Genomic DNA, 23,713 nt, shown 5'->3' with positions numbered 1-23,713 from the left:
GTTAACATGAAAATACAAATCAATAAAACCCACATTCTACTGCTGTTTCTGATCAGCATTACGCAGTATTTAAACGCACAAAACGCGTACTTTTTCCCGAAAGCAAATCAGCTTGATGCGAAAATTACCACTCCAGAGCAATTTTTAGGCTATCCGATCGGAACTTATTTTACGCGGCACGATCAGGTCGTGGCCTATCTCAGGCATTTGGAAAAACAATCAGATCGCATCCATGTAGAAGAAATCGGAAAGACTTACGAGCAGCGTGCGCAGATAATCGTTACTGCAACATCGCCAGCGAACTTCGCGAAGCTGGAGCAAATCAGACAGGCGCATCTTGCCCAAACAGATCCAAATAAAGCTGTTCTCGGAAACGATGCACCAATCATCATTCATCTGGGTTACGGCGTGCATGGAAATGAAACATCAAGCACCGAAACCAGCTTGCTTGCAGTATATTACCTTGCCGCCAGCAATGATGCTGAAACGGTGAAATGGCTTTCAGAATCGGTCATTTTTATCGACCCATCTTTAAATCCCGATGGCAGAGACCGCGCCGCCAACTGGCACAATGCGTATCATTCTTTTCCGCCCGTTGGCGATCCATTGGATAAAGAACATCAGGAAGCCTGGCCAAACGGCAGAACCAATCATTATTTTACAGATTTAAACCGCGATTGGCTCAATCTGGTACAAGTGGAAAGCAGAAACCGGATTGCGTTTTTCCATAAATGGTATCCTAATGTGCAAATAGATTTCCACGAACAAGGCACCAATGCCACATATTATTTTGAGCCTACTCCAAAAAGCCATGAAAGTCCGATTATTCCGCAGTTTTTGTATGAGTATCAGGTTATTCTGGCCAAATATCACGCAAAAGCGTTAGATGATATCGGCTCATTCTATTTTACTAAAGAAAATTACGACAACCTTTCGCCAATATACGGGTCTACTTATCCGAAATTTTTTGGTTCTGTAGCCGCAACTTTTGAACAGGCCAGTTCACGTGGCATTTTACAAGAATCCAGCAATGGTCCCCTTACTTTTGCATTTACCATTCGTAATCACTTGACAACCAGTTTCTCTACCATACGCGGTGCTGTTGCAGAAAAAGTAGGTTTGTTTAAAGTGCAGAAAGATTTTTTCAAATACGCGCTGGATCAAGGGCAGAAAAATGCGGCAAAAGGATTCGTTTTTGGAGATGAGAATGATGTCAACCTGACGCAAAAATTTCTGGGGTTATTACTTGATCATCATGTAGATGTATATGAACTTAATGGAAACATCACCCAAAATGGAAAAACTTTTGAGAAAGGTAAATCTTACGTGGTACCATCGGCGCAGCCAAATTTTTTGATTGTACATTCCATATTTGAAGAAAACACCTTGAAAGACAGCATTTTTTATGACAATACCGGCTGGAGCATCATTCACGCTTATGGATTAAAATACGCCAAATTAAACGCCGCTTTTGCCAAAGGGAAGCAAATTGAACAAGTATCTGCTCGATCCGGAAATGTGAACGGCGAAAAATCTGCTTACGCGTATCTCATCAATTCTGGCGATTACAATTTCACCAAAGCATTGTATCAGCTTCAGCTAAAAAATATTCTGGTAAAAACGGCTTTTAAATCCTTTTCTGCAAATACTTCGGCGGGTAAAAAAGCTTTTCTTTCGGGTACACTGGTTGTTCCGGTAGTTGGGCAAACGCTTTCTCCAGATTCCTTATTTTCTGCGTTGCGCCAGGTGGCAAAATATAGCAATATTGATGTTCAAAGTGTTGGCAGCGGTTTTAGCGCAGAAGGAATAGACTTGGGTAGCAGCAATATAAAGGCTATTCGCAAGCCAGAAGTTGCGCTTGCATTTGGTCAGGGTGTAACCGCCTCAGAAGCTGGTCAGGTTTGGTTTTTGTTAAATCAACAACTGGATCTTCCGGTAAGTAAGCTGGATTTGCAGAACTTCGCAAGGGCTGAACTTAGCCGTTATACAGTTTTGGTATTGCCCGGCGGGAATTACAACAGTTGGGATAAAACAACCGTTGATAAACTTAAAAACTGGGTAAATGAAGGCGGAACTTTAATTACTTTCCAAACCGCAACAGCATGGGCAGTGCAGCAAGGAATTGTAAAAGAGAAACTTTCTGAAACCGATGTTTTTGCAAGAAGGGGAGAAGTAGTTGCGCAACCGCGAGAAAGTATTTCTGACGCCGATGCTAAAAAAGTTGCAGCACAAAAAGAACCAAAAGCCGCTCATGCGAGGTTAGATTTCGCACGTAAAGAAGATGTAGAAGGTGCTAAAAGGATTAATGGCGCAATTTTTCAGGCAGATTTAGATATTTCTCATCCAATTGCTTTTGGTGTTACATCCAGAACACTTTTTGTAAATAAAAACGGACCGACGTTATTATTGCCAAGTGCAGATAAATATGCTACTGTGGCACAATACACCGCTAAACCATTTATTAACGGATATTCTTCAAAAACCAATGTGGAAAAAATTGCCGGCTCCGCAGCTGTAATCGCTGCGGCTATCGGAAGCGGAGAAGTTGTGCTTTTTGCAGATGATCCAACCTATCGGGGATACTGGCTCGGTACCAACAGGCTGTTTCTCAATGCTGTTTTCTTCGGCAACCTTTTAAACGGTAGTTACAGATAACTTTTCTCTCTCTCTCTGGGCGGTCATTTTTGATCGCCCTTTTTGCTTCGCATTTAATGCCTGATTTCTGCACCTAAGGGTTGAATTGGCAAATTTTCTCCACAAATATTGAGTACATAAAATGTTTTTTTATGTATTGATAAAAACCTCACCAATGGCCGGTTTGCCTGTTTTGTACATGATAAATAGATTTTAGCTATCGATTTATAGAATTAAATGATTGTGAATGTGTTTTACAATCTCCTACATTTATACTGTTCTTCTTAAATTAGGAAAGGCAATCGAGTATTCAATATATAATAACCAACAAAATGGAAAACGACTTAAACGACATCAGTAAATGCCCGTTTCATAACGGTACGATGAAACAAAATGTAGCTGGTGGAGGAACCAGAAATAATGACTGGTGGCCTAATCAACTCAAGCTTAATATTCTTCGTCAAAACTCATCCTTATCCAATCCGGATCCGGATTTTGATTATGCGAAAGCCTTCAACTCACTTGATTTGGAAGCGGTTAAGCATGACCTACATGCTTTGATGACGGATTCACAAGACTGGTGGCCAGCAGATTTTGGACATTATGGTGGATTGTTCATCCGTATGGCATGGCACAGTGCAGGTACATATCGGGTTGGTGATGGTCGCGGTGGTGCTGGTGCTGGTTTACAACGTTTCGCACCCTTAAATAGCTGGCCGGATAACGTAAGTCTGGATAAAGCACGTCGCTTACTTTGGCCAATAAAACAGAAATACGGACGTAAGATTTCTTGGGCAGATTTAATTATCTTAACCGGAAACATTGCGCTTGAATCTATGGGTTTTAAAACTTTCGGCTTTGCCGGAGGGCGTAACGATGCCTGGGAAGCAGATGAATCGGTATATTGGGGATCGGAAAAAACCTGGCTTGGTGGAGACTTACGTTATGCACACGGATCTGACGGCGCACATAAAGCGCACGGCGTTGTGGTGAGTGACGATGATGCCGATGGCGATGTACATACCAGAAACCTCGAAAAACCATTGGCCGCTGTACAGATGGGCTTAATTTATGTAAATCCAGAAGGGCCAGACGGCAACCCTGATCCAATTTTGGCTGCTAAAGATATTCGGGATACTTTTGGCCGAATGGCAATGAATGATGAAGAAACCGTTGCTTTGATTGCCGGCGGACACACATTCGGAAAAACGCATGGTGCTGCGCCTGCAGATCATGTAGGTAAAGAACCAGAGGCAGCAGGAATTGAACAACAGGGTTTCGGATGGAGCAATAGTTTTGGCTCCGGAGCTGGCCCTGATGCGATTACCAGCGGACTTGAAGTTACCTGGACAACCACGCCTACGCAATGGAGTAATAACTTTTTTGAGAATTTGTTCGGATTTGATTGGGAATTGACAAAAAGCCCCGCCGGTGCACATCAATGGGTTGCTAAAAATGCAGATGCCATTATTCCACATGCGTTTGACAGCAATAAAATGCAATTGCCAACCATGTTGACAACTGATCTTTCCTTAAGATTTGATCCTGAATATGAAAAAATTTCAAGAAGGTTCCTGGAAAACCCGGATCAGTTTGCGGATGCATTTGCCAGAGCGTGGTATAAACTGACGCACCGCGATATGGGCCCAAGAGAACTGTACCTTGGTCCAGACGTTCCACAGGAAGAATTGTTGTGGCAAGATCCGATTCCTGCTGTAGATTATACCTTAATTGATGAAAATGACATTGCTGTACTTAAGAGCAACATTTTATCGTCAGGTTTATCTGTTAGTGAGCTGGTTTCTACTGCTTGGGCATCGGCATCAACATTCCGCGGATCTGATAAACGTGGAGGTGCAAATGGTGCACGTGTTCGTTTATTTCCGCAAAAAGATTGGGCCGTTAATAACCCTGCACAGCTGCAAAAAGTGCTTTCCAAATTGGAAGCAATTCAAACAGAATTCAATGGTGCACAGGTTGATGGTAAAAAAGTTTCCATCGCAGATTTAATTGTTCTGGCCGGAGCTGCTGCGGTAGAAAAGGCTGCCGGAGATGCAGGTTTTCCATCAGTTGTTCCTTTTGCACCTGGAAGAACAGATGCTTTACAGGAAAAAACAGATGTAGAGTCATTTAGTTATCTGGAACCAATCGCTGATGGTTTCCGGAATTACCGGAAAAAAGTATTTGCGGTGTCTACTGAAGAATTGCTGATCGATCGTGCACATTTACTTGCTTTAACCGCACCAGAACTTACCGTGTTAATTGGCGGGTTGCGTGTTTTGGATACTAATTTTGATGGTTCTAAACATGGTGTATTTACGACAAAACCTGGTCAATTGAGCAATGATTTCTTCGTCAATCTATTGGATATGGGTACTGCGTGGAAAGCGTTCTCTGAAGATAAAGAAGTTTATATCGGCAGCGACCGGTCTACCGGACAGCCAAAATGGACGGCAACGCGGGCAGATTTGGTATTTGGTTCTCATGCAGAACTTCGTGCAATTGCGGAACTGTATGCCGGCGCAGATGCACAAGAAAAATTTGTGAAAGATTTTATTGCTGCGTGGAACAAGGTAATGAATGCAGATCGGTTCGATTTGAAATAGAAACATCTGCTACTTAAAAAACGCTGGTGATTTTTAAATCATCAGCGTTTTTTTGTGAATTTTACACGCGGCCCATAACCGGGTCTGAAATACTGCTTTTTCCGGTTTCAATTCTTCCGGCATAACGTTGTGCGAATGTTGCATTGCCCCTTACCGTAACTGTAAAATCGTACCAACCACCATTTTTACTAGATGGCATAGTTAAATAGACTGGCTTCTCGCCTTTAACAACAACAGTTTGAGTTTTATTGCCGTACGCATTATCTGTTACAACAACTGTTTTATCTGCTTTGCTAAACAAAGAAATACTCATATTTCCTGAAGCCATTTTACGATTTAAAAGCTCTGGCGATACCTTAACATTAAGGCTGCTGAAGTTTTTGGCATCCTGAAATGATCTGAAAAAACCATTTGCCCCATAACATTCTAACACATAAAGCTCGTTTTCAAAATCATCCGCATGCCATTGAAAGTCTATTGCGTCGTCTGGCAACACACAAAAATTCCATTGGTTCATATCAACAAGTTCTGTAGTGGTTTCCGTTTTCAATTTATATTTTCCCCGTGCATACACCTGAAAAGCGCCTGCAGCACTTTTATCACCAAAAAGAGAATTTCCGGCTGCAAACTGCATCGAAAGTAATCCATCTGCATTTTGGACCAGATTTACCTCGTGTTGATATGGAATGGCATTTGACGGTTTTGTTCCGGATTCTTGTTCCGGATGAATTTCATTTAATTTTCCACTTTCAACAGCTTTTTTTAAGTTCGCGGGTAAAATTTCTTTGAAATTACCCGGAAGCGGTTTATACTGTGCAGCGTAAATGCTTTCGATAAAGGTATTACGGTCTAAAGCTTTTAGCGCAACAGTTTGATCTTCTGCCGGGCGGAAAGCCGACGTTAAATCACCACAAACACTTCTCCGCCAATTACTGATATTGGTTTCTACTACCGTTTTTCCGGTTTTTACTTTGATGAAATGTTCCAGGAATTGTAAAGAAGATGTATGATCGAAAATTTCAGAATTTACGTATCCGCCTTTTGTCCACGGCGATGCAATCACCATCGGTACACGGAACCCCAAACCAATTGGGCTTTCTCCTTTTTCAGGATTTTTCTGGTCAATTGCAGCAAATTCAGTTTCGGTTTGTATTCCGGATGATGCTTTTCCTGTAAATGGTTTTTGCGTGTTTGGCGGAACAAATGGAGATTGATGATCAAAATAACCATCACTTTCATCGTAAGTAAGAATGAAAATGGTTTTCTTCCAGATTTCTTCGTTCCTGGTTAAAATGTCCAGAACTTCAGAAATATACCAGGCGCCATGCCAGGGCGAACCCGGATGATCAGAAAAACGACAAGGTGCAACCAGCCAGGAAACCATCGGTAAAGTGCCGTTGTTTACATCTTGCCGAAATTGGTGCAAAACATCCCCTTTTGGCACGGTCATTTCTCGTTTTTTACCTTCATCTTCGTAGTCAATCTGTTCGGTTTTGTGGTAATCAGAATCGGCAAGATTGGTTACAAAGGCTTTTTTATGGATATTTTTTTCAAAATCGCTCAAGGCCTCGAAACCTTTTTTGTTATAGGTTTTCATGGCTTCGGTTACCTTGACAAACGCATCTTTCTTTGCGGTTAGTTGTTTGTCTTCCTCAGCAGTTTTTGGCGATTTGGCTTCAAGATGTTGTATTTCTGAAGGAAGGTTTGTGGCCTGTTTTTGCAACCATGCAAGGTGTGCCGGATGAAAACGAACGTTATATTGTTTGAAAAATTCAAGACTGTTGTCTGTAAAATTGGCCAACCAATCGTCTTCTTCACCTTCTAAACCAACAGGTAAACTCAGTTCATTTTGATACACTTTCCACGGAATTTGCGCGGCTTCCAAACGTTCAGGAAATGTTTTCCAGCCAATGTTTTTATAATCGATTTGGCCGTTAAATACATGCGGCAATGATTTTGGATCATGCGGATCTTCTTTAATTGCGCCAGACCAAAAAAATGTTCTGTTAGAGCTGGTTCCGGTAAGTGACGAACAGAAATTCTGATCGCAAACGGTAAAAGCATCTGCAAAAGCATAATAAAATGGAAGATCCTGACGATCATAATAGCCCATTGTTAACGGCATGCCTTCATATTCTTTACCTGGTTTTTTGGCTTCCAGCCAATTGTCCATTTTTCCTTCATTACGTGCAGAAACCATATCTGTCCAGGAATGTGGGAGCGAGCCCATCCAGGTAGATTTGGTATTTTTTATATCGAGCCTGAAAGGTGCAAAAGTTTTTCCGGCTTTACTGCTTTGAAACCAAACCGGGTTTCCATTAGGTAATTTTAAAGCTCTGGGATCATTAAATCCGCGAACGCCTTTTAAAGTGCCATAAGCATGATCAAAGGAACGGTTTTCCTGCATTAGAAAAACAACATGTTCTGCATCTTTATAGGTGCTGCCCGCTGCCGCTTCAATGCTCATCGCTTTAAGCAAACTTGGCGGAATAACATTGGCAACAGTGGCCAAACCAGCAAAAAGGCTGGTTTTTTTAAGAAAATCTCTTCTTGATTCCATAGTGCGATTTTAAACATAAAAGCGCGGCCGTCAAAACGGCCGCGAGGGTATAGAGCATTATTTTATCCACCAGGTGGGCTGGTTAATTAAATCGTTGTTTGCACCAAACTGACTGGTGATGGCCTTTTTTACTTGTTCTGCATTGTTGTTGTATTCGGATTGAGGATAGATCCATCTGAAAGGAATATTAACACCCGCCGTTCTGCGAAATGCCGGATAACCCGTGCGCAGATTGCTGAAAAAGGCTGTCCAGCCATTTTGAAAATACGTTTGCAGATATTTTTGCGTGGTAATTAATTCTATTTTTTGTTCTGTTGTTGTTGCAGTGGCAAAACTATTGATTGGCATAGCCAGATAGTTTACTGCTGCGGTTTCTGTAACATAGCTGGATAAGCTGGCTACGTTACTTTCGTAGAATTTGAAGTTCGATTTTACGCCATCGTCATACAATGTTTTTGCATCGGCCGCAATCCAACCTCTAACACTTGCCTCGGCAAGAATTAATTGTTGTTCTGAAAATCCGATTAGTACGCGAGGCTCGTTTACAGGATCTGAATAATAACGTTCATGTACTTTAGAAACGCGACCAGCCACGGCTTTAACATTGGTTTCTGCATATGGCGCTGCAGGATCGCCGCCTTCATAGGAACTAAAATCTGAAATGGCTTTTCCGGCTTCTTTACCCAATCTGGTTTGTGTACAGAAAAGGAAAAGACGCGGATCTTGCCTTTCTTTCAGTCGCTCAACAAAAGTCATGTCCATATACATTCCAGAGCCAAAACTACTGGAGTTAAATTCTGGATAACGATTGCCTTGCTGGTTTAGGAATACAAGTTTCGCACTTTCATCTTTGGTAAATAATAATTCAGTATTGTAAATGTTTGCAAATTGGCTCACGATATTCAAATCAGTTTCTGAAGTTCTTTTAGAGAGTGTAAGCAAAACTTTTAGGCGCAATGCATTTACAGCTTTACGCCAGTTTTGTACCGATCCGCCGAAAATAATATCGCCCAGTATGATACTGTTTTCTGATTTAAGAATAGTGTTTGCTTCGGCTAGTTCTGCCAGGATACCTTTAAAAACCTCTTTTTGCTGATCGTAAGCCGGCGTAAAGATTGCCTTTTCGCTTTCTGCTTTTAACGCCTGGCTGTATGGAATATCGCCAAAAGTCAAAGTGAGGTTGTAAAAATAATACGCTCTAAAAAATTTAGATAGCGCGTTATAGGCTTTTAAGTTCAGCTTTGTAGCTTCTTCATCCATTTTGGTTACGTTACGTAAATTGTCGTACGGATCAAAAGAAGATCGGTTCCATTTGTAGTATTGTTCCAGGTTTTCGCCATCGCTTTGCACCAATATTTTATTGGCATAAAGAGGAGACGTTCCGCCGAAAGCCTGAAAAGCAGTCCATTCTATTCTGGTGAGTAGAAGTTGAGGGTGCGTTTGTTGCGGGCGATTGGGATCTATATTCAGTTCTTCGAGGTTTTTTTGACAAGAAACCGTGAATAAACAAGTAGCCAAAAGGCATATATTGAATAACTTTTTCATTTGTTTTTAGCGATAAATGTTAAAACTTTAGGTTGATTGATGCGCCAAGGTATCTGGCCGAAGGATCTTGTAAGTCAGAATCGGTTCCGAAATCGGGATCCAGATATGGCATTTTTTTCCACATGGCCAGATTGTAACCGTAGACACTTATATCAAGCGCTTTAATTCTGCCCATTTTAACCAGTTTGGCTACATCATATCCAACCGATACACGACGAAGTTTCACGAAAGACCGATCGAAAGTATTGGCAAATTTTTCGCTTTCGGCTTCGGTTACTCTCGCACGATAAGGATATTGTTGGCTCCAGGTTTGCCAGCTTACGGCTCTGGTATTTGGTGCGTAAGTACGCGTATCTGAAACCACATTTCCGCTAATGTCTCTGGTCAGGCTTCCGCCAGTAACCACAACGCCTGTTGGTACGTATACAGGTTTTCCGGCTGCATATTCTGCATCTCTAAACGCTGTAGATGCCGGATGTTTACCGCCCCACCACATTTTTTCTATGGTTGTAGAATTCATAATTCCGCCCCAGGCACCATCAATATCAATGTTTATCACAAAATCTTTGATTTTAAACCTGTTTTGGAAACCTACTCTCCACGTTGGATCAATATTGCCCACTTTGCGTTGATAAGGATCTTGAATAGGCAAACCGCTGTTTGCATCTAAAATTAATTGTCCGTCTGCACTTTTTTCCCACACGGTAGAATAATAACTATCAGCACGATCGCCTACAGATAGATTTCCGAATTTGGCGTTGCCATTATAGATTTCGGTAATTTTACGGATCGATGATGACCAGTTCAGATTCAAATCCCAGCTAAAATTGCGGTTTGTAATCGGTTTAACGCCTAATACAACTTCGTATCCGTTGGTTTTGTATTTGTTTCCGTTTACTTTTCTGGTAGAGAAACCAGAAGCCTGCGAAACGCTTAGATCAATGATCTGATTTTCATCCAGAATGTTGTAATACGTGAAATCTACACTCAGCTTATTTTTAAATAAACCTGTAGATAAACCCAGTTCATAAGAAGTAGATTTTTCTGGATTGATTAATGGATTAACCAAACCATTACCATAATTGACAGATGGTGTACTGCCATAAGTAATGTCTTTAGTGTATACCGATTGGATGCTGTAAGGCGCCAAATCGTTAGATACCTGTGCCCATGATGCATTAACTTTTACGTAATCTATCGCCTTTGGCATTTTTAAATACTGAGAAACAATTGTACTGATAGACGCCGAAGGGTAGAAATACGAATTGGAAACCACCGGAAGCGTAGAAGACCAGTCGTTACGCGCGGTTACGTTTAGGTAAACCGCATTAAATAAATCGAGGTTTGCAGAACCGTAAACACTCTGAATTTCTTTTTCCTGTAAGTTATTTGATGCCTGAACCGGGCCTTGCGTGTTGTTTAAACTGTATACAAAAGGAACGATAATTCCATCTGTACTTTGGTATTGCTGGCGATAGCTTCTGGCAAATTTAGATGCACCTCCGTTAACCGTGAAAGCAATTTTTTCTGACAGATTTTTAGTGTACGTTGCTAAGAAATCGGCATCGAAATTGGTTTGGTTGCTGTTCCAGTTTTTATAATCTCCGTTTCTTGAATCGCCGTAGTTCATATAAGATTTCGGGCTTTGCATATCTTCAAAAAGACTGCTGTTCCGCAAATTTGCGCGCGCCTGTAAAGTTAAACCCGGTGTTACTGTCCACGCTAAACGCATTAAACCATCAACCGTATTTTTATTGTGGATCTGGTTCAGCTCATAAGCCGCGAAATATGGATTGTTGTACCATGCGTAATTGTAATTGGCCTGGCGATAGCCTTCATAACCCGGAACATACATATGATCTTTTAAATCCTGTCCGTTAACATCATCGCCCATCCAAATCAGAATGGTGTACATGTGGTTTTTTGGTCCGTACCCATAACGTGGAAAATTAGGAGAGTATACTTTGTTGTAAGATAAGCTGGCTTCTGCAACCAGGTTTTTAGTGAGGTTGTAGGTTCCGCTAAAATTTAAACCACCTGTAGAAAGTGAGGTGTTAGGCACTTGTCCTTTTTGGTAAGCTTGCTTGGCAGAAAAATAAAGCTGGGCTTTTTCGCTCTTATAAGCCAAAGAAAGATGGTTGTCTGTAACAATTCCTGTGCTTAGAAAATCGTTCAGATTGTCGTGACGTACCCAATCTGTAGGTACGCGTTCATAGCGCGCTTTATCGTCATAAATGGTTCCGCTTACATCGCCCCACCACGGAATTACATTTCCGGTTTGTTTATCGCGAATCGGGCTGTTCCACTGTCTTACTTTAATTCCGGTTCCAAATTTTGGTCCCCAGATCATATCTCCGTCAGAGATTCCGCCATCGGCACCATCCCAAAATTCATATTTTCCTTCAGAACCGTTTCCATATTCTGTTTGTGTTTCTGGAAAAGCCGTAAAACCAGCTGTAACCATATTATTTGTACCCACATTTACTTCTAAACCCTCTGTTTTGGCCCGTTTAGTGGTGATGACAATTGCACCATTTTTTCCTCTTGATCCATAAAGTGCGGAAGCGGTTACGCCTTTAAGTACGTTGATGTTTTCAATATCGGAAGAGGAAACATCATATAAATTGCTTTCAATCGGGATACCATCAATTACAATTAGCGGTTCTTTTCCGCGTAAACTGATTTGTGGTGCCTGAAAAATACCCGTTGGACTGTTAACAGTTAAACCTGCAACCTGACCTACAAGGGCATTACCAAAATTCATGGTTTTGGCTTTATCCAATACTTCTGTATTTACTTCTTGTGTTGCATAACCGAGTTTACGCTTCTGCTGTTTAATCCCGATTGCGGTAACTACAACTTCGTTTAAAGTAGCTTCTTCAACTTGCAAAACAATATCTACAGCAGTTTTTTCGCCGATAGCGATTTCCTGGGTTTTATAGCCCACCAGTGATACAACCAGAATATCATTGGTTTCTGCTTTTAGGGTGAATTTACCATCGCCATTGGTAGAAATACCGCGTCTGCTGCCTTTAAGCATAATGGTTACGCCGGGTAATGATTTGCCTTCAGCATCTTTAACGGTACCCGTGATGGTGGTTTCTGCCCGCGAATGTAATTTTGAGATCTCAGTACGTGTAAGCATTGATGCCTGCACGCTGCCCACAAGTGCACTAAACAGCAGTAGAATACCGCCGAACGTTGTTTTGAAATTCATAATGATTAGTTTGTTTCCGTTTTTCTGGAGGATAAATGAACCAGATTGTAGCCGCAATTTTAAACTAAGCGTATGAAGTTTGGAACGTGTTTGTATTAAGGAATAGATGCCTAAAAGCGCTGGTGGTGTTATTAAATCGTTAAATCGAAAGAAAGCCATCAGAAATTTGACGCGCAATTCGGTATCACCGGGCGTAATTTCGTCAGGCCGGATTAAAAGTTTGAAGTGGTTTGTAATCTGGTTTTTTATTTAAAGATCAATTGTTTAGTTTTAGGTAGCAAAAGGAGAAGAAATACATTTTCTCTGACCTAAAACGAAAAAAAAGAAGATTATGAAAAAATTACTTTATGCAATCCCCGCGTTTTTGTTCCTGGCTGCCTGTGGCGGTTCATCGAGCGACAAAGCTGCAACTGGCGATCAGCAAGAGGCAGCAGCACAAACTGGTACGGCTTTGGCCATTGATACTACTGCAACAATTGTAAATTGGAAAGCTGCACACAAAGGTGGTATGGCACCAAGATGGGGCATAATTAAAGTGACATCGGGATCATTATCTGTAGATAAAGATTCGTTAACCGGTGGCGAGTTTGTGGTAAATATGGCTTCGCTAAAAGTAGACTCTGCTTCTGTTACAGAAAAAGATAAAAAAGCAACAGATCTGGAAGGGCACTTGAAAAGTGCAGACTTTTTTGATGCTGCGAAATACCCGACTGCGAAATTTGTAATTACTAAGGTAGAGGCTTATGATGCTGCTAAACAGAAAAGTTTATTGGATGGTGCAAACCGTTTAATTAGCGGAAATCTAACGTTGAAAGACAGTACAGTAAACATTACTTTCCCGGCGAAAGTTGAAATTTCTGAAACAGGAGTTACTGCAGCAGCTAAATTTACAATAGATAGAAGTGCCTGGGGCATTAGCTACAAAACGGAAGGTAGCCCAGAAAACTGGGTAATTGCCAAAGATGTTGAAATTGGCTTAAACCTTAAAGCCGATAAAAAATAAAATTTGCTTTACCATAAAAAACCAAATCTCTATGATAAGGGATTTGGTTTTTTTATAGATAGATTGCTTCACTCCAACACAAAGTCCTTGCTTCAGTTCGCAATGAAGACCTTGAGGAAATTGTGATCACCAGGTTATTTTCGGCATATTTCCGGACTTACAGACTTTCGCGACTTTATCAATCCAATAAATAAGTTTCTTTTTTCTCCTGAACAGGAATCGGCCGACCGGAAATTTCAAGCAGTGTTTCCTCAATCATATTGGCCATTGTATTGAGTGCAAGATCATTCGGTTCTGTGCCAAATGGATCTTCAATTTCATCGGCTACAGCTTCTAAGGCCACAAATGTGTAAGCGATAAATGTTACGATAAAAGGTGTCATCCAGGCCAATCCGTCTACAAAACCAAAAGGCAGTAAAAAACAATAAATATATACCGTTCTATGAAGCAACACCCGATACGTGTACGGAATTGGCGTTGAGGCAATGCGTTCGCAACCGCCAACAATATCACTCAGTTTGTTGTATCCATCTTCAAAAGACATCTGTATAATGGAATCTATTTTACCTTCTTGCTGCATTTTCGCAGTAGATTCTGACAAAAGGCTATTTAAAACAACAGGTTTAAATTTTGCCGCAATTACTTTTTCTGCTTGCGCGTTGTTTAAGCGTTTGCGCAAATCTGCTGTTGCATCTGTAAATCTCAGCTGGTGTTTTAGTGTATACACAAAACAGATCAGAAGATCTGTAAATTCGTTGGCGAATTCTTTAGAAATTTTATTTGGTGCCAAACTGCATACTTTACGCGCTAATGAACGTGTTTCATTTAAAGCTGCGCCCCATAATTTGCGGCCTTCCCAAAAACGATCATAACTTACCGTGTTTCTAAAGCCCAGAAAAAGGGCAAGCGCAATGCCAAAAATAGTGAGTGGCGGCGGCGCCAAAGGAATTTTAATTTCAAACAGGCTACCTTTTAAATAGACAACAATACAGGAAAGCCCGAAAAGAAGCAACAATCTGGGCAACACTTTTGGAAGTACAGAGCCATTCCATACAAACAACATGCTAAACCAGTTAAGCGGCTTTCTATTGATCATGAAACAAAATTAAAGGTTTTATAATTTAATCTGTTAAAACCACCAGAATTTTCTGATAGATCATCCACATAAGGAGGTTCAATTTTTTTTTTAAAATAGACGTAGGGGTTGGCTCAGTGTTAAGACACTTAGTAAGCAAACGCCGGATGTGTCCGGAATATGGAACATTCGAACTAATGTATTCTTTTAGAACCACCTAATAAAATGATCAAAATTAAACTTATTTTATTGTCCACAATTTTATTTTATTTCTCGATACAAAATGTTAAGGCTCAAGAACCTGATGGAGATGTAACCTTTGTAAATTACAATGCATTGGAAGCGAGTCTCATTTCGAAGGTAAAAGCCGTTCAAAAGATATATACGTTTATGGGTACAAAAGCCCTAAAAACTAAGACATCAGGCCTTAAGGAAAATACTTTAGTTAAAGTAAAAAACATAAAGATAAATTCTCGAAAAAAAACAGCTGAAAATATCGCATCAATAAGAAAAGATGCTGTATTGATGATTGTAAAATACGGTAAAGCAGTGAGCGCGAAAGGAGAACAGGTTGAGGTCATCGCTTCCGGAATTGTATTGAGTGAAGATGGCGTTTGTGCAACAAATTATCACGTATTAAAACCTCTAATTGAGAAAGAAACGCCAATTTTGGATAAAGACAGCCTAACGCTCGTAGCAAATTCAAATGGCGATGTTTTTCCTATTGAAGAAATTTTGTCTTTTAACAAAGAAGGAGATATAGCATTGTTTAAGATAAATACGTTAAAAACTCAGTTGAAACCTATACCATTGGGATTGGAAGCTTTGGTTGGTGCTAAAATTTTTGCCTATACAAATCCTTATGGGTATTTGTACTATTTCTCAACGGGAATAGTCGCCAGAAACCATGCAAAAAAACAAAATGACGCTTTCGGGAATCGTATGGAAATTACAGCAGATTATGCAAAAGGGTCTAGTGGAGGACCAATTATTGATGAATATGGGAATCTTGTTGGAATGGTTTCTACGACGCATTCGATTTATTATCAGGAAAATTTACGCACTAATCAACAGAACAATTTACAAATGGTCGTAAAATCGACAATTCCCGTCCGGACCTTTAAGAAATTGATCTCATTTAACTAGCGAAAATCAGTTTTACAATGATATTATGAGCTAGTATTTATGAAACGCTAGTTTTTTACTGGTAATATGTTAAAATGTATTTCTAAAAAAAATTAACAATAAATCCTCTCGGGTTTAGTAGATTTATTTGCCGGTATCGCGTATATTTAGCAAATGAGATTATATTAATTTCTATATCCCTACTTATTCAATTCAACTTTAACAGAATGGTTATTCTGTCAAGAGTCCACATCCCAAACATATTATTTACTGAGCCCAAAAGCTCTTTCGGTTTGAGGATGCAAAATTTAAACGATAGTTCATATACTGCTTTATTAATTGACTTTTCTGGAGGTAGTCATCAGGCGTTCTCGAAATTATACGATCTTTTTTATCCTGGTTTATTTCAACACGTTATCTCGAAAGTTTATAATGAATCTGACGCCGAGGACATTCTTCACGACTTATTTTTAAGTTTATGGAAAAGACGAGAAAGCATTACCCAAATCTCCTCCCTTCCGGCCTATTTATTTTCTTCCTGTAGATATTTAATTATCAATTATCATAGGAGAAAAAAACTCGAAAGCCACGCCCGAAATATCGCAGAATATAAACTTGATACCTATGATCTGCCACTTGATGAGCGTTTGCATTACCGCTATATTTTAGATCAGGTGACACAAGAGATAGAACGTTTACCAGAAAAGTGTCGACAAATTTTCAAAATGAGTAGAGAAGACTATATGTCGCACAGGGAAATAGCAAATTATCTTCAGATATCCGAGTCGACCGTCGAAAATCAAATAGGAAAAGCATTGCAACGAATAAAAAAGGTTAGTAACAAAGCAATAATTTATTGTTTGCCAAATATCTTTTGCTGAGAGGCGGTTTTTTTGTAAAACGTTACTTTTTTTATCGGTGTATGGCGAACTTCTATAGATTGAAGAAATATAATTATTTTTTTTCTATAAAAAGTAGATATGAGGATAGGTGCTGATTCACTTTCGATTGACATGTAAATGTTGACTTGATATTAACATGCTGTTAATATAAAAAAATCGCATTTATGAAATTGAATAATGATCTTCTCAGGATTATAAAAAAGTATTTAAAAGGTGGTGAAACAACCGCCGAGAGAATGGAATTGTATCAATGGTATGAAAAGACCGATAATGGAAAGTCAATTCCCAATTCAAAATATCTAACAAAGCTTTATCGGCGCAATAAAAAGCGCACACTTTCAGCCATACAGACAGACTCAGGCAAACCTGTATCTTCTTATACAATCTGGTATAAAGTAGCTGCAGCATGTTTTATTGTGTTTGGAATAAGTACCGCGATCTATCTCTTTTTTGCACAATCAAATCTGATTGTGGTAAGCAATCAGGAACTAAATAAAATGGTAGCGGCATCCGGAAAACCGAGCCTTACGCTCTCTACAGGGCAAAAAATAGAACTGGATACACTTGAGCTGAATAGAGCTACACATTTAAAAAATGCAACGGTAACCAATACAAAGGATAACGGAATGATTATCCGTCCTGATACGACTTTAAAACAAGAGCTGGCAATGGCAACTCTGACTACACCAAGAGGTATTCAATATCGGGTTACGCTTTCGGATGGTACAAAAGTTTGGTTGAACGGGCAATCCACAATTTCCTTTCCAGAACAGTTTGGTGCTGGCGATCGACAGGTTTATCTGAAGGGTGAAGCTTATTTTGAAGTGACCAAAAGCCTAAACAAAAGCAAGTTCATTGTAAACAGTAATGGCCAATGCATACAGGTATTGGGTACAAAATTCAATATCAAAAACCGGTTTGGAAGTGGCGAAACTAAAACGACACTTCTGGAAGGTGTAGTAATGGTAAAACCTACTGACAAACGGCGAATGGCATTAATCCTGAAACCGAACCAACAATCCATTTTGAATGCTGAAAATCTAAAGGTACTAGTGGTTGACGCCTCAAAAATTGTGGCTTGGAAATCCGGGTATTTTGGATTTGATGGCAGTAGCATCGAGGAACTGGTTGCTGAAATTGCCGACTGGTATGGTATACCAGTCCAAAACAGATCTTCTCCTAAATCATTTAGATATGCCGGCAAAATTCCTAAAAATATCAGCCTTGGTCAATTGCAAAAATTATTGAGTTATCAAGATATCAATCTAACATTATATAAGGACCATAACAACAAATTTCAGATGATTCTAAACTAAAAACCTGTAACAATCGACAAATACTCAATGCGATTTACGATTGCCTGAAGATGGCTTGATATATCTCTCCATTTTCAGAACTATAAAAACCTAAACTTGACAAACTAAACCATTTGATGAAAATTTACACCATCCGTTTTTATTGGAAAAAAACGATTCGACTCCTGTTTATAGACCGTTACATCATAAAGCTATGTCATCGGCTTGAAGAAAAACATCCCTTTAATCCAGTTGATCAGAGCCGACAGAACCCATTTTTATTAAAACAAGTGCCGCTGGTGTCTATAGCTATATTGCTGGCCTGTATCTGTAGTTTTTCGAGTTCATATGCACAAGAAATAACCATCAAAAGAGATAAAGTACCGCTGGAACGTATTCTTCAGGATTTAGAAGCGCAGACAGATTTCGTATTTTTTTACAAAAAACAAGATATCGATACATTTAGCTCGGTCAGCCTTGATGTAACCAAGGTTCAATTAACTATAGCTCTTCAAAAACTATTGGAAGGCTTAAATCTTGAATACGATATATTCAATAAAACCATTGCACTTAAAAAAGTCGCCGGTAAGGGGAAGGTCACCAGGAAGATTCCTTTAAGGCCTGCGCGGCTGATGAGGGGAACGGTGGTAGATGAGAATGAAATTCCTATCGCCGGCGCTAAAGTTAAAGATATAAACCGCCTTTCTTCGGCAATAACAGATGACGTAGGTCGCTTTACATTGACGATTGGAGAGAAAGGGACAATCGAAGTCACTTTCCGGGGATATCCCACACAAATTATCCATTATATGGATACAACAGAAAAATATATTGTCTTGAAAAAGGGCAAAGAAATGTCTATTGAGCTCGACGACGTATCTATCAATTATGATCAAGTTAAGAAAAACCCAACAAAATTTGTTGATTTAACCAACCGAAGTTATATGAACCTTTCCCAGATCTTGCAAGGTACCATACCGGGGTTGAGCCTGCAAACCGTAAATGCCAATACTGTGACTGTAACAAGTGTAGATGTATATGCCAGAGAATTTGGTATGCAGTACCGGAGAATGTCGGTTGAAGAATTTACAAAGTGGGTTGGTGGTGCAGCTAAAGCGCAGAGCATTCTAGATGGACTTTTAAAAGGTCAAACCAGTACAATCTATAAAATCAATACAACAACATCAGTTATCAGTACGCTTGTACCTCAAATTAGAGGTACCAGTAATTTTGTTCCGCAAAACTCGAATATGCTTGTTGTAATTGACGGATTTCCACAAGAAGGCTTTCCTGCAAATTACCCGATGATGAATGTGGAATCCATTGAAGTAATAAAAGATCCTAAAGAGTTGATAAAATGGGGACCAGCTGCAAGTGGTGGAGCGATATTGATAAAAACCAAATCAGCGAAGAAAGGGCGCATTAATATTAGTTATTCGAATAATTTTAGCTACTCTCCGGCTGTAAAGTTTGACCGGGAGAAATTGCAACTGGCCAGCTCTGCGGAGTATTTACAATATGTAAAAGAAATGTTTGCAATCTATCCATCTGATTTTAATAACAGTTCCTTAAATCTAACTCCCGCACAAACGTATCTTACTCAAAGAAAGTCTAACATGATTACCGAAACCCAATTTAATCAAAAATGGGATTCCCTTAGTCGCTTGGATAATCAGGCACAACTCGCCCTTCTTTCGCAAGATCGTTTTGCTCAAAATCACAATCTCATTTTGAGTGGTGGAAGCAATGTTTATGGATTCACATTGGCCGGATCTTACATCAAAGATCAAAGCAATGCTCTGAATAATAAAACAGAGACATTTTCACTCAATTTAAATAACGATTTTAGATTGTTTAACAATAAGCTTAAAATTAAATGGTTAATTAATCTTCAACGTGATGAAGTAAACACGGGCTATTCATTCTCTCCAACAGATACGTCTTTAGAACCCTATCAAATGTTACTAGATGCTGAGGGCAATTATGTATATGATTATACCAGCTTATCTGAGAGTGCAAATAAAACCATCATGGGGTATGGGTATAAGAATTACGGTGTTAATATCTTGGAAGATGCAAGAGCAAATCAAAATACCTCAGACGTTTTTACCAAAAAAACTAGCTTGAACGCCAATTGGAACCTATTGCCCGGATTAACATGGGGCACGTCAATATACTACACGGGCAAGCAAACCAATGCCGAGATGCTATATGGTCGGGAATCAAGTTATGTACGGCAGCTGGTTGATCGCTTCGGAGAAATTAGTGGCGGAAACGTGAATTTTTATGTGCCTTACGGCGACATTTTACAGCAAAACAGTACGGATTATACACAGTATAATTTGAGGACAAATTTGAGCTTTGCAAAGACGATTGGTAAGCATGGATTATCTATTGGATTGGGTGTAGGCGCAGCGAGTACCAAATCCAGTCGCCCAGCCAGGGAAACACTTTATGGTTACAATCAAACTACAGGTACTTCAACTCCCGTATATTTGCCAACGCCGGCGATAGATGCATCTATCACTAATTTTTATTCTTTAATTGCCGGAACTATAACAACTCAGGTGCCATATTCTCTTACTGTGCCGGTAAATGGAGATACTACGATTAGCCGGAACATTAACGCAAATGCACAGCTTGAGTATCGATTTTCAGATTTTATCACGATAAGTGGGGGGTATAACCGGGTTTTAAATCCAGTTTACGGACAAGATCCGCCATATTCAGTAATGGAGACTTATAATGGAGATATTACCTGGAAAGTTGTTAAAAACTGGGGTAAATTGGTAAAAGGTCTTTATGTGTCGACGGGAGTCAATAGCGTAAAAATGCCTGATTTGCCCGTTCAGTATAATAATTTAAGATATCAGCAAACCAATTTCAATAATTACGCAATATGGGTTACGGGTTTGAATCCGACACAACAACAGGGGCAATCTTCAAATAATATCTATCAGCGTTTAACGGCATCTTTAATAGACAGTGCAGTTAGTGTTAATATAGCTTACAATACGCAAAGAACAGTAGGTAATTTACAATCTCTGAACGCGTCGGACACGCAGATAAGTACTCAAAAGAGCAATTACCTTAGCGCTGGTATTGTACTTAGTTTAAGGAAGCGCTTGTTTAACTTAGATTTTAAGTATTCAAAATCTCCGGAAGGGATAAGGCAATATAACGGCTCTCTTAGGTATGATATAGCAAAGGAGCGATACTTTTACTCCAATACAATTAGTGCATTTGAAGTGGGCGCATCTTTGCAGAATACCAGCTCTTATCAGGCGATGGCACTAATGATGGGAACTAATGTGGCCACAAATGGTTCTTTCAGTCAGGCCAATGTAAGTGATTTTTCCAGTGTCCCTCCAAGGAATACCACTTACGAAATTCGTGGCCGAATTGCAATGAATGAGGATAGATATAGCTTGGACGTTCGTTATTATAATCAAACCTCTGCTGGAGTCAACAATTATCTCGCAGTCCCAACAGACCCTGCAACCGGTACAACCTCGCAAACCACCTATAGCAGCCTGAATAATAAAGGTGTTGAGTTATTTTTGAAAACCGATGTGATACGAAATACCGACTTCACATACTCGGTAACCCTTAATGGAGCGTATAATAGAAACGTTGTAACTGATGTGCCTTCACCCGCATTTACTGCAACGTCAAGTTACACGAAAGCGTACAGATCTGGATATGACGTAACCGGCGTTTGGACTTTGCCTTGGGCGGGTTTAAGTGCAACCGGAGAACCTCAATATTATGATGCATCTGGCAAGGTTTCCTCTCGCTTCGATAGCGCCTCTGTTGCTTCTTCCTTAGTTTATGCAGGAGTAACCAAAGCGCCGTGGACGGGTGGCGTTATTCAGGAAGTCCGATATCGGGCATTTTTCTGTCGCGCCGCGGTGGTATTCAATTTAGGTTATTTGATGCGCTATTACATCCCTTATGTGAGCGCGGCCAAAGAAACAAGCGCCTTAGTTACCGATAGATGGCGACAGCCAGGTGATGAACAGTTTACAGATGTAGCGGCTGCAAGTACCACTGGTTTAAATGGTTACCGACAATTTGTAGCGCAGTATTCCAGCAACAGTCTTTTGCCGGCGGATAATATACGGCTTCAGGAGATTATGGTTGGCGCAAATGTACCAGGCAAATGGGTTAAGAAATATGGCCTAAGTTCCTTAACAGTCACTTGTTCTGTTCAAAATGTTTTTACATGGGCAAAAAACAAATATAATATTGATCCCGTAATGGTTGGCAATGACGGGCGGCCTGGCTTAAGTATGCCAAAGGTATATTCTGCAAATGTTAATTTAAGTTTTTAAGATTATGATTATGCAACGTTATAAATTACTGTTTTTGATGTTATGTTCCCTGTTGTGTTATTTAGGAACTGGATGTAAAAAGTTTCTGGATGTCACTGCTCAAACCTCCAGTATTAATCCCACAACAATTAAAGATTTTCAGGAAATGTTAAACAGCGATTCTCTTGGTCGATGCCAGTATTTTTTACTGGATGTGATGAGTGATGATATTCAACTTACAGACAATCAAAGAACGGCGGCCAGCACCTACTATACCCGAGCATATTTGTATGAAAGTATGGTTTGGAATGCAGCGGAAAATGATTTTATCTATAATACGACTTATACTCGAATATTACAGGCAAATATCATCTTAGATAGAATAAATGATGCGCCTGCAGATGAATTAAACACGATACAAAATAGGAGTAATGTGATCTCCCAGGCGCTGATCCATCGCGCTTTTTTTTATTTGCAATTGGTTAATATGTATGGACCAGCTTATGATAGCGCAACTGCAGCAACGGATTTGGGTGTACCCTTATCACTTGTCCCTGATAGTTACGCATTACTGCCAAGGTCAAGTGTGGAAGCGGTCTATAATCAAGTTATCTCTGATCTTCAGCAAGCGGTAGACAATCCTTATTTACCCACAAAAGGATCGGATGTAATTCATCCTGGCAAAGCAGCTGGGTTTGCCTTGCTTGCCCGCGCGTATTTATATAAAGGTGATTATACCAATGCAGAAAAGTATGCAGATTCTACTTTGGCACGGGTTAGTACGTTGCAGAATTATTTGAGTACAAGTTACGTTGCGCCAACCCAACTTTTGGATTTAAGAAACAATCCAGAAATCTTGATGGGAAAAATCACCGCCGACATCAACTTTTACGGTTATTATGCATCTTCATTCAGACCTAGCCCAGAATTAACCAATACGTTTGTCGCTACAGATGCGCGGTTTACGAAGCGTTTTTCTTACAGCTCATATACGCTTTCTACCGCTATATCTCGAGCTTATGTGTTTGACAATAGTATAGGTATAGCCGAAACTATGTTGATAAAAGCAGAGTGTCTGGCCAGAAAAGGGGATGTCTTAGCAGCCGGAAATATGTTAAACTCTCTCAGGGCTACCAGAATATCCACCTTAGATAGCCGGACATATACAACTCAGAATATATTAAGCTATGTATTTAGTGAACGTCGGCGTGAGTTATTTTGTCATGGAGGTTTGCGGCTTTTCGATTTGAAGAGGTTAAATAAAATGACCGGTTACCAGGTCAATATCGAGCGTCGAAGTGTTACGGGGAATACACTTTTAAAAACTATCGCATCAAATTCGCCAAGTTATTTACTTCCGTTTTCTTCATTGGTGTTGGCTGCTAACCCAAATATTGTGCAAAATCCGAGATAATAATCCTAAAATAATACAGAAAAT

12 protein-coding genes are annotated in these 23,713 nt (G+C 39.9%); 8 read left to right on the top strand and 4 right to left on the bottom strand.

Annotated features, from left to right (window positions below; all coding sequences use genetic code 11):
• Positions 1-6: 6 nt before the first annotated feature.
• Complete coding sequence (locus ACJVDH_RS13280) at positions 7-2,655, top strand: M14 family metallopeptidase (protein ID WP_443943890.1); 2,649 nt, start codon at positions 7-9, stop codon at positions 2,653-2,655.
• Between the two features lie 311 nt (positions 2,656-2,966).
• Entirely contained in the window at positions 2,967-5,240 is a 2,274-nt protein-coding gene (gene katG / locus ACJVDH_RS13275) for a catalase/peroxidase HPI (RefSeq protein ID WP_443943889.1), read from the top strand.
• 61 nt (positions 5,241-5,301) lie between these two features.
• Here katG and ACJVDH_RS13270 read toward each other — a convergent pair whose 3' ends face one another.
• Genes ACJVDH_RS13270 through ACJVDH_RS13260 form a run of 3 tightly spaced genes read right to left on the bottom strand, consistent with a single transcriptional unit; the run spans position 5,302 to position 12,562 of the window.
• Positions 5,302-7,800, bottom strand: a complete 2,499-nt coding sequence (locus ACJVDH_RS13270) for a phosphocholine-specific phospholipase C (protein WP_443943888.1) — start codon at positions 7,798-7,800, stop codon at positions 5,302-5,304.
• A 57-nt stretch (positions 7,801-7,857) separates the two neighbouring features.
• A complete protein-coding gene (locus ACJVDH_RS13265; RefSeq protein WP_443943887.1) occupies positions 7,858-9,345 on the bottom strand; it encodes a SusD/RagB family nutrient-binding outer membrane lipoprotein in 1,488 nt (495 codons plus the stop codon).
• A 19-nt stretch (positions 9,346-9,364) separates the two neighbouring features.
• The gene (locus ACJVDH_RS13260) at positions 9,365-12,562 is read right to left on the bottom strand and encodes a SusC/RagA family TonB-linked outer membrane protein (RefSeq protein ID WP_443943886.1); all 3,198 of its coding nucleotides are present in this window, start codon (positions 12,560-12,562) and stop codon (positions 9,365-9,367) included.
• Positions 12,563-12,893: 331 nt separating this feature from the next.
• Between ACJVDH_RS13260 and ACJVDH_RS13255 the strand changes: the two genes are divergently transcribed.
• On the top strand, positions 12,894-13,565 hold the full coding sequence (locus ACJVDH_RS13255) for a YceI family protein (protein WP_443943885.1): 672 nt from the start codon (positions 12,894-12,896) through the stop codon (positions 13,563-13,565).
• Positions 13,566-13,743: 178 nt separating this feature from the next.
• Here the strand turns inward: ACJVDH_RS13255 and ACJVDH_RS13250 are convergent, their stop codons facing one another.
• Positions 13,744-14,661 carry a bestrophin family protein gene (locus ACJVDH_RS13250; RefSeq protein ID WP_443943884.1) on the bottom strand — a complete coding sequence of 306 codons (918 nt, stop codon included), beginning with the start codon at positions 14,659-14,661 and terminating at the stop codon, positions 13,744-13,746.
• Positions 14,662-14,865: 204 nt separating this feature from the next.
• On the opposite strand from ACJVDH_RS13250, the gene ACJVDH_RS13245 reads away from it, so the two are divergent.
• The 5 genes from ACJVDH_RS13245 (at position 14,866) to ACJVDH_RS13225 (ending at position 23,689) form a co-directional block, all read left to right on the top strand.
• Positions 14,866-15,786 carry a S1 family peptidase gene (locus tag ACJVDH_RS13245; protein ID WP_443943883.1) on the top strand — a complete coding sequence of 307 codons (921 nt, stop codon included), beginning with the start codon at positions 14,866-14,868 and terminating at the stop codon, positions 15,784-15,786.
• 278 nt (positions 15,787-16,064) lie between these two features.
• Positions 16,065-16,646, top strand: a complete 582-nt coding sequence (locus ACJVDH_RS13240; RefSeq protein WP_443943882.1) for an RNA polymerase sigma factor — start codon at positions 16,065-16,067, stop codon at positions 16,644-16,646.
• A gap of 185 nt (positions 16,647-16,831) precedes the next feature.
• Positions 16,832-17,983 (top strand): FecR family protein, encoded by a 1,152-nt coding sequence (locus ACJVDH_RS13235; protein WP_443943881.1) that lies wholly within the window; start codon positions 16,832-16,834, stop codon positions 17,981-17,983.
• Positions 17,984-18,099: 116 nt separating this feature from the next.
• The gene (locus ACJVDH_RS13230; RefSeq protein ID WP_443943880.1) at positions 18,100-22,296 is read left to right on the top strand and encodes a TonB-dependent receptor plug domain-containing protein; all 4,197 of its coding nucleotides are present in this window, start codon (positions 18,100-18,102) and stop codon (positions 22,294-22,296) included.
• 10 nt (positions 22,297-22,306) lie between these two features.
• Complete coding sequence (locus ACJVDH_RS13225; RefSeq protein WP_443943879.1) at positions 22,307-23,689, top strand: RagB/SusD family nutrient uptake outer membrane protein; 1,383 nt, start codon at positions 22,307-22,309, stop codon at positions 23,687-23,689.
• The last annotated feature ends 24 nt before the right edge of the window (positions 23,690-23,713 follow it).

The organism is Pedobacter terrestris, assembly GCF_052343045.1.
Taxonomy (GTDB): domain Bacteria; phylum Bacteroidota; class Bacteroidia; order Sphingobacteriales; family Sphingobacteriaceae; genus Pedobacter.
The sequence above is the reverse complement of the archived record's forward strand: the minus strand, read 5'-3'. Positions and strand labels throughout refer to the sequence as shown.